The sequence below is a fragment of the Frankia sp. CgKIO3 genome, assembly GCF_977946435.1.
On record NZ_CDWTMO010000182.1, the window covers coordinates 1 to 7442 of the forward strand.

Below are 7442 nucleotides of genomic sequence, written 5' to 3' on the forward strand. Positions count from 1 at the left end.
TCGTACGTGTTCGTCGACGCCGCCGACGGGCACGGCCTGTCTGATTAGATTGAGGGCCGCACCGACGCCGCCGCGCTGACTGTTTGCGCCGGGACGAGCGGGTTCCGGCCTGATGGCCGTCGCCAGCTCGCCTCGGCGCAAACAGATTCAACTCTCGCCATTTTCGTGGGATGTTGTCAGCGGCGCAGCGGCGGTGTGACGGGCTCGGGCTGAGGGGCCACGGCCGCCTGGGCTGCGTCCGCGAGCAGCCGGCGTTCTTCAGCGGTCGCCAACAATCCCCCGGGCGCGACAAAACGGGAGGCTACATAGTCCGCTTCGGTGGTGGGTATCGGCACCCGGGTGCGGACAGCCCGTATGCACACCCGTACCGCATCGGCGAGCACGACGAGCACCAGCAGGGCGAACACTATCGCCATGATCCCGTCCAAGGTCGAGTTTTGGACGACTTTGTGCATGTCGCTGATGCTCTTCGCGGGCGCCAGAACCCTGCCTTCGTCGAGCGCGTCGGCATAGCGGTTCCGTTGGGCGAAGAAGCCGAGCTTGGGATCGTCCGAGAAAACCTTCTGCCAGGCCGCGGTGAAGGTGACGGCGGCATCCCAGCCGAGCGGGACGCCGGGCACCCAGGCCCACCGCGCTCGCCCACTCTTGACGAACAGGGTGGTGACGACCGCCAATGCGATGGCGGCAAGCATCTGGTTGGCCATCCCGAACAGCGGGAACAGCTGGTTGATGCCGCCGAGCGGGTCGGTTGCCCCGGTCCAGAGGAAGTAGCCCCAGGCGCCGACCACCAGCGCGCTGCTCAGCCAGATCCCGGGCCACCAGCTCACCCGGCCGGTTGGCTTCCACACGTTCCCGAGCATGTCCTGCAACATGAATCGGCCGACCCGGGTGCCGGCGTCGACAGTGGTCAGGATGAACAATGCCTCGAACATGATCGCGAAGTGGTACCAGAAGGCGGCGAGGCGACCGCCCCCGAATGCGCCTGAAAGGATGTTGGACATGCCGACAGCGAGCGTCGGTGCACCTCCGGTGCGGGCTACCAGCGTCGATTCGCCGACGGCCCGGGCCGCGGATTCGAGGGCGTCCGGGGTGATGGTGAAACCGAGGTTGGTGACCGCGGACGCAGCCGACGCCGCGGTCTTGCCGACGACCCCACCGGGCGCATTCATGGCGTAGTAGAGGCCCGGGCTGAGCACCGCCGCCGCGATCAGCGCCATCAGTGCGACAAGGGACTCGGTCAGCATCGCCCCATAACCGATGAGCCGGACCTGGGACTCCTTCTGGATCATCTTCGGCGTGGTGCCGGACGCGATGAGGGAGTGGAATCCGGACAGGGCACCGCAGGCGATGGTGATGAAGAGGAACGGGAACAGGCTGCCGGCGAACACCGGCCCGTTTCCCCTGATCGCGAAAGTACTGATTGCGTCCGCCTGAAGTACCGGAAATTCGACGAGAACGCCGATGGCGAGCAGCCCGATGGTGCCGACCTTCATAAAGGTCGAGAGGTAGTCGCGGGGCGCGAGCAGGAGCCACACCGGCAGCACCGAGGCGACAAAGCCGTAGCCGACGAGGCAGGCGACCAGTGCCTTCGGGCTGAGTGTAAAGGCGGAGGCGAGGGCGGAGTCCTGGATCCAGCGGCCGCCGACAAGGGCCGCGAACAGTCCGGCGACACCGACGGCGGTGGCCTCAGCGACCCGGCCGGGTCGCAGCACCCGCAGGTAGATGCCCATGAACAGGGCGATCGGGATGGTCATTGCGATCGAGAAGGTGCCCCATGCAGAGGCGGCGAGTGCGTTCACCACGACAAGCGCCAGCACCGCCAGCAAAATGATCATTATGGCGAAGACAGCCACCAGTGCCGCTGTCCCGCCCACCGGGCCGATCTCGTCGCGCGCCATCTGGCCCAGGCTCTTGCCGTCCCGCCGCATGGAGAAGAACAACGTCACCATGTCCTGCACGGCACCGGCGAAAATAACACCGGCGATGATCCAGATCGTCCCGGGCAGATACCCCATCTGTACGGCGAGCACCGGGCCGACGAGCGGACCGGCCCCGGCGATGGCAGCGAAGTGGTGGCCAAACAGGACCCGCCGGTCGGTCGGCTGGTAGTCGACGCCGTTGTCGAGGCGTTCGGCCGGCGTCGCCCGGCTGTCATCCACCCGCAGCACCCGGTTTGCGATGAACCGGGCGTAGAAGCGGTAGGCGATGGCGAAGGATCCCAGGCCGGCGAGCAGGATCCACGCCGCAGAGATCGACTCGTGGCGGGACATCGCGAGCACAGCCCAGCTGATCGCGCCGGCCGCCGACACCGTGGTCCAGATGGCTATCGAACGGAGCCGGCCGGTCCTCCGGCCAAGGCCAGGCCCACGACCGCCGCCAGGCGGAAGGCCGGTTCCGGCAGTATCGAGACGGGTAGTCATACGAGGCGTCCTTTGGCGAGAGCGGCCCGGCCGAGCAGGTCAGCGAGCCCGACATCGGGCGGCAGGTCGGTGCTGAAGCGCCGGAAGCCGAGCCGCGAGCGGCAGTCGACTGTGACATCGCGGCCCAGGAGGAACGGATAGGCAAGTGGATGGGCTACGGCGCTGCCACCGGGATCCGCGTCCACCGGGCGGAAACCCCGGTGCCGCGGCACGAGCGCCCGCGGCGCGGTGCGCAGCCACAGTTGACCGGTGCAGGCGCAGCACAGCCCCAGCGGGGCCCAGTCAAAAACGACTACCTCGCCCTCGCGGAGCGCCGCGCGGGCCCGGTCGGTGAACCGGATCATCGCAGGCCTTCCGGCGCCGTTCCCCGACTGTGCAGCCGCCAAGCGGCGGCGGTCAGCAGCGCGCTTAAGGGCACCCAGGCAAGCTGATACCAGTAAAAGAACGGCACCCCGGCCAGCCGTGGCTCATCCTGCGCATAAAGCGGGACCGCCAGCAGGGCTGCGAACGGTGTCCCGAGGCACGCGACCGCGGCGGTTCGCCGCCGACGTGCCGCCGCGCGGGCCGGACGACCGGCGGCCGGCCGGCCTGCGGAGTTCGCCGGGGCACCCCGCTGGGTGTCCCGGCCCTGCTCATCGTGCCACATCCTGATCTCCCTGCATTTTGATCTTCCTGGTGGTAAGCCACCGCCTGGCCCAGGTACCCAGGCCGGGTGGTCACGCAGGCCGCGATGGTGTCACCGGGAGAGTTGCTCGCCGCGCCTCCGCGGTTTACGACTTGGTGAGCTAGAGGTTTACGGCTTGTTTCGGGATGATACGGGAAGCCGCGTGTAACGGAGGGTGTTCGGATGGCCGACGGGACGACCGTGGCGGGATTCACCGTCGTGATAGCAGGCACTTCGTTACTATCGGTAAGGACGCGCGCGTTCTATCGGCGGGACGAGCTCCCCTCGCCGGAAGGGTGGGCGCTCGCAGGGCGCCCGTTCGGTGGCGTTCTGACCTGGTTCCTGCTCGGCGGTGCGATCTACACCGCATATACCTTCGCCGCGGTGCCCGGCCTCGTCTACGGGGTGGGCGCTCTCGGCTTCTTCGCGCTGCCCTATACGATCATCGTCTATCCGCTAGCCTTCGTGCTCCTCCCACGTCTGGCGGAGACGGCTCGGCGCCACGGCTACGTCACGGTGGGCGACTAGGTGCGGGAACGCCACCGGTCGCCGCTGCTCGCGCTCGCCGTGGCGCTGACCGGAATCGTGGCCACCACGCCGTACATCGCGCTGCAGTTGGTCGGCGTCCGCGCGGTGCTCGTTGCCGGCGGCCTCATCCCGCCTGGGCTGCCCGGCGACCTGGTGCTGGCCTCGGTGTTCGGGGGGCTCGCCGTCGCGACCTATCACAGCGGCATCCGCGCTCCGGCACTCGTCTCGGTCGCCAAAGGAATTCTGATCTTCCTGGCGGTCTTCGCCGTGGTCGGACTCGTCCTAGCCAGGCTCGGCGGAACATGGCCGCGGACGGCTTGCCGGATCCGTCACTCACGCTGGAGCCGTCGACGTTCGCCGCGTTCGCGAGCCTCGTGCTCGGCTCGGCGATGGCCCTGCTGGTGTACCCACACGTGCTCACCGCCGCCTTCGCGGCGAAGAACCCCGACGTCCTGCGCCGCTCGGCGGTCACCCTGCCGGCCTGGACGGGCCTGCTCGGACTCTTCGGGCTGCTCGGCGTTGCCGCCTTGGCCGCGGGGGTACGCGCACCCCGCGGGCAGGCCGAAGCAGCTGTCCCGCTGCTCGTCCAGCAGCTGGCCCCGCCGGTTGCCACCGGCGTCGTCTTCGGCGCGCTCGTTGTCGCGGCGCTCGTCCCCGCGGCGGTGATGTCGGTGGCGGTCGCTATGCTCTTCGTCTGCAACGTATACGTCGAGTATTTTCACCCCACGGCCACCCCCAAGCATCAGGTCCGGGTGGCCCGCGGTGTCTCGCTGGTGACAAAGATCGGGGCATTCGCCTTCGTGCTCGGTCTGCACGACCAGGATGCCATCGATCTGCAGCTGCTGGGCGGGGTCTGGATACTCCAGACCTTCCCGGCGGTCGGGATCGGCCTGTTCTCCACCTGGCTGCATCGCGGTGCGCTGCTCGCCGGATGGGCGGTAGGAATGGCGGCGGGAACCTGCCTGGTAACCTTCGGCGAATTCTCCGCGGTGGTGAACCTGCACCTGTTCGGGGCGTCCGTGCCGCTGTACACGGCGCTCCTCGCGCTCGGGCTGAATCTGGCGGTCGCCACCGCGCTCACCCCGGTCCTTCACCGCGTCGGCGTGGCCCGAAGCAGCCGGATATCCCAGGTGGACCGACTCCCCCGGCCGGACGCGCCGGGATGGCGGTGAGCGGCGGTGCAGGGCATCCTCAAAGATCCAGCAGTCGTCACTGCCGGCGACGCCGCTACTCTGCTGCCTGCCGGGGAGATCCAGGTGAATCTTCACGATCTTGATCGGGAGACCGCCCTCACACGACTCTTCAATACCCACTACGTCTCATTGGTACGACTGGCCGCCCTCCTCGGCGCGGACGACCCGGAGGATATCGCCGCGCAGGCGTTCTACGAGCTCTACCGGCGCTGGCGAAAACTGCGGGACTCGACCGCCACCCTGCCGTATATACGTAGCATAGTCTGCAATCTCACCCGAATGCGACTACGCCATCTCCAGGTCGTCCGAAAACATCTGGAATGGCCATCAGGCCAGATAGAATCGGCGGAGACGCAAGCGCTGCTGCGACACGAACAGCGAGCTGTAGTCGTCGCGTTACAGCGGCTTTCGCCGCGCCAGCGGGAGGCCCTGGTACTGCGGCACTGGCTCGGCCTGAAGGAATCCGAGATAGCCGCGGTCATGGGGATTTCCTGCGGCGCAGTGAAATCCCATGCGGCCCGGGGAATGGCGGCGCTGTCCCGCGCGATGGAGTCCCAGACATGACGTATCACACCGGGCCGCTCAACGACACCGAACGACGGCTGCGCGACGCCCTGGACGCTCTCGCCGACGGCGTGCCCGTGTCGCCCGACGCCTACCGGCGGGCGCGGGCCACCTGGCGCCGCCGCGAGCGCCGCAGGCGGCTCATCCTCGCCGTCGTCATCGCGGTGGTCTTCACCTTCGCGAACCTGGTCGGCCTGTGGGCGCTCAACCACTGACCGGTGTGGACTTCGCCCGATCGCAGGCTGTGACACACCCGCGTCGCTCCACCTTATGAATCCTCGCAAGCACGCTTACGCCACACCTCTCCCCTTGACGTGCGCTACTGTGGTGCTCACGGTGTTAAGTGAACAATAGCTAGCCCATGGAGCGATGATGGGCGGTCGGGTGATGGTGGCGGGCGTCGGCATGGTGCCGTTCGCGACGCCGAGCAGGAGCGACAGCTACGACGTGCTGGTCGAGGGGGCGGTCAGGGCGGCGTTGGCCGATGCTGGGATCGACCTGGCTGCGGTCCAGCAGGCGTACGCCGGCTATATGTACGGCGACTCGACGAGCGGGCAGAAGGCGCTGTACCGGGTGGGGATGACCGGGGCGCCGGTGGTGAACGTGAACAACAACTGCTCGAGTGGGTCGTCGGCGCTGTTCCTGGCGCGGCAGGCGGTGGCTTCCGGGGCGGCGGACCGCGTGCTGGCGTTCGGGTTCGAGCAGATGCGGCGCGGCGCGCTGACGATGCAGTGGGACGACCGGCCCAACGCCTTCGGGCGGTTCGACGACGTGGTCACCAAGGTGCAGGGCGAGGTCGAGGGGGTGCCGTTCGCACCGCGGTACTTCGCCGGTGCGGGCGCGGCCTACTGCGAGAAGTACGGGATGGACCCGGCGGTATTCGCGCGGATCTCGGTGAAGTCGCGCCGGCACGCGGCCAACAACCCGTATGCGGTGTTCACTGATCCGGTGACCGTGGCGGAGGTTCTTGCCTCGCCGCGGATCCTCGGTTGGCTGACCCGGTTGCAGTGCTGCCCGCCCACCTGTGGCGCGGCCGCCGCGGTGGTCGTTTCCGAGGATTTCGCGCGCGCCCACGGGCTGCGCGCCGATGTGGCGATCATCGCGCAGGCGATGACCACGGATACCCCGTCCTCGTTCGACGGGGACCTGATGCGCCTGGTCGGTTACGACATGACCGCGGCCGCCGCGCGGCAGGTGTACGAGGTGGCCGGGGTGGACCCGCTCGACGTGCGCGTGGTGGAGCTGCACGACTGCTTCACCAGCAATGAGCTGATGTCCTACGAGGCGCTGGGGCTGACCCCGGAGGGCACGGCAGAGAAGTTCATCGTCGACGGCGACAACACCTACGGCGGCCGGGTGGTGACTAATCCGTCGGGTGGGCTGCTGTCCAAGGGGCACCCGCTGGGCGCGACCGGGTTGGCGCAGTGCGCGGAGCTGGTGTGGCAGTTGCGCGGCGAGGCCGACAAGCGCCAGGTCGAGGACGTGACCGTGGCGCTGCAGGATAACATCGGCCTCGGCGGCGCCGCCGTGGTCGCCCTCTACGAGAAGGTAGGCTGATTCGCACCTCGGAGACCGAGGGGGTCGTACCGAGGGGGTTGTCCTGCCGGACCGCACGCTTGCGCCGCCGCGCGGCACCCGCCCGCGTAACCGGCGAGCGCTGATCCTCGGCGCTGCCTCGGACCTGTTCGCCCGCCGCGGCTACGACCAGATCGGCATGACCGATCTCGCCGAGGCCGTGGCGGTCGGCCCGTCCGCGCTATACCGGCACTTCTCCGGTAAACAGGACCTGCTCCGCGAGGTCATCTCTGCAGGCCTGGCCCCGCTGCGGCGCCTGCTCGATGATCTCGATCTCGCGGACCGTGCCGGCCGCACCGACCGCGCCACGGCGTCGGCCCGGCTCGCCGCCCGCTGCCTCGACGAACGCCACATCGGCGTGCTCTGGCAGCGCGAAGCCCGCCATCTGACCCCTGACGACCATGCTCTGCTGCGCGCCGAGGTCCGCGAGATCGGACGCCGCCTCACCGACCGGGTGCGCGCCGCCCGCCCCGAGCTCGACCCCCCCACCGCGGACCT

Annotated in this window: 9 protein-coding genes; 6 read left to right on the forward strand and 3 right to left on the reverse strand. The window is 68.7% G+C overall.

Going from position 1 to position 7442, the window contains the following annotated elements:
- Positions 1-176 precede the first annotated feature (176 nt).
- The 3 genes from AC08OJ_RS16965 to AC08OJ_RS16975 form a co-directional block, all read right to left on the reverse strand.
- A complete protein-coding gene (locus tag AC08OJ_RS16965; RefSeq protein WP_476596234.1) occupies positions 177-2270 on the reverse strand; it encodes a carbon starvation CstA family protein in 2094 nt (697 codons plus the stop codon).
- Between the two features lie 146 nt (positions 2271-2416).
- Positions 2417-2764, reverse strand: coding sequence for a hypothetical protein (locus tag AC08OJ_RS16970; protein ID WP_476594192.1), 348 nt, complete (start codon positions 2762-2764; stop codon positions 2417-2419).
- Positions 2761-3066: a DUF3311 domain-containing protein gene (locus AC08OJ_RS16975; RefSeq protein ID WP_476594191.1), complete on the reverse strand. Its 306-nt coding sequence runs from the start codon at positions 3064-3066 to the stop codon at positions 2761-2763. The genes AC08OJ_RS16970 and AC08OJ_RS16975 overlap by 4 nt, the downstream gene beginning before the upstream one ends.
- Positions 3067-3267: 201 nt before the next feature.
- Between AC08OJ_RS16975 and AC08OJ_RS16980 the strand changes: the two genes are divergently transcribed.
- The 6 genes from AC08OJ_RS16980 to AC08OJ_RS17005 form a co-directional block, all read left to right on the forward strand.
- Entirely contained in the window at positions 3268-3612 is a 345-nt protein-coding gene (locus AC08OJ_RS16980; protein WP_476594190.1) for a hypothetical protein, read from the forward strand.
- Positions 3613-3914: 302 nt separating this feature from the next.
- Positions 3915-4784, forward strand: coding sequence for a hypothetical protein (locus tag AC08OJ_RS16985; RefSeq protein WP_476596232.1), 870 nt, complete (start codon positions 3915-3917; stop codon positions 4782-4784).
- A gap of 6 nt (positions 4785-4790) precedes the next feature.
- Positions 4791-5369, forward strand: a complete 579-nt coding sequence (locus tag AC08OJ_RS16990; RefSeq protein WP_476594188.1) for a SigE family RNA polymerase sigma factor — start codon at positions 4791-4793, stop codon at positions 5367-5369.
- Entirely contained in the window at positions 5366-5584 is a 219-nt protein-coding gene (locus AC08OJ_RS16995; protein WP_476594187.1) for a hypothetical protein, read from the forward strand. Before AC08OJ_RS16990 ends, AC08OJ_RS16995 begins: the two co-directional genes overlap by 4 nt.
- Before the next feature lie 172 nt (positions 5585-5756).
- Positions 5757-6926, forward strand: a complete 1170-nt coding sequence (locus AC08OJ_RS17000; protein WP_476596235.1) for a lipid-transfer protein — start codon at positions 5757-5759, stop codon at positions 6924-6926.
- 157 nt (positions 6927-7083) lie between these two features.
- Positions 7084-7442 (forward strand): TetR family transcriptional regulator (locus AC08OJ_RS17005; protein WP_476596233.1); only part of this gene is annotated, 359 nt, incomplete at its 3' end.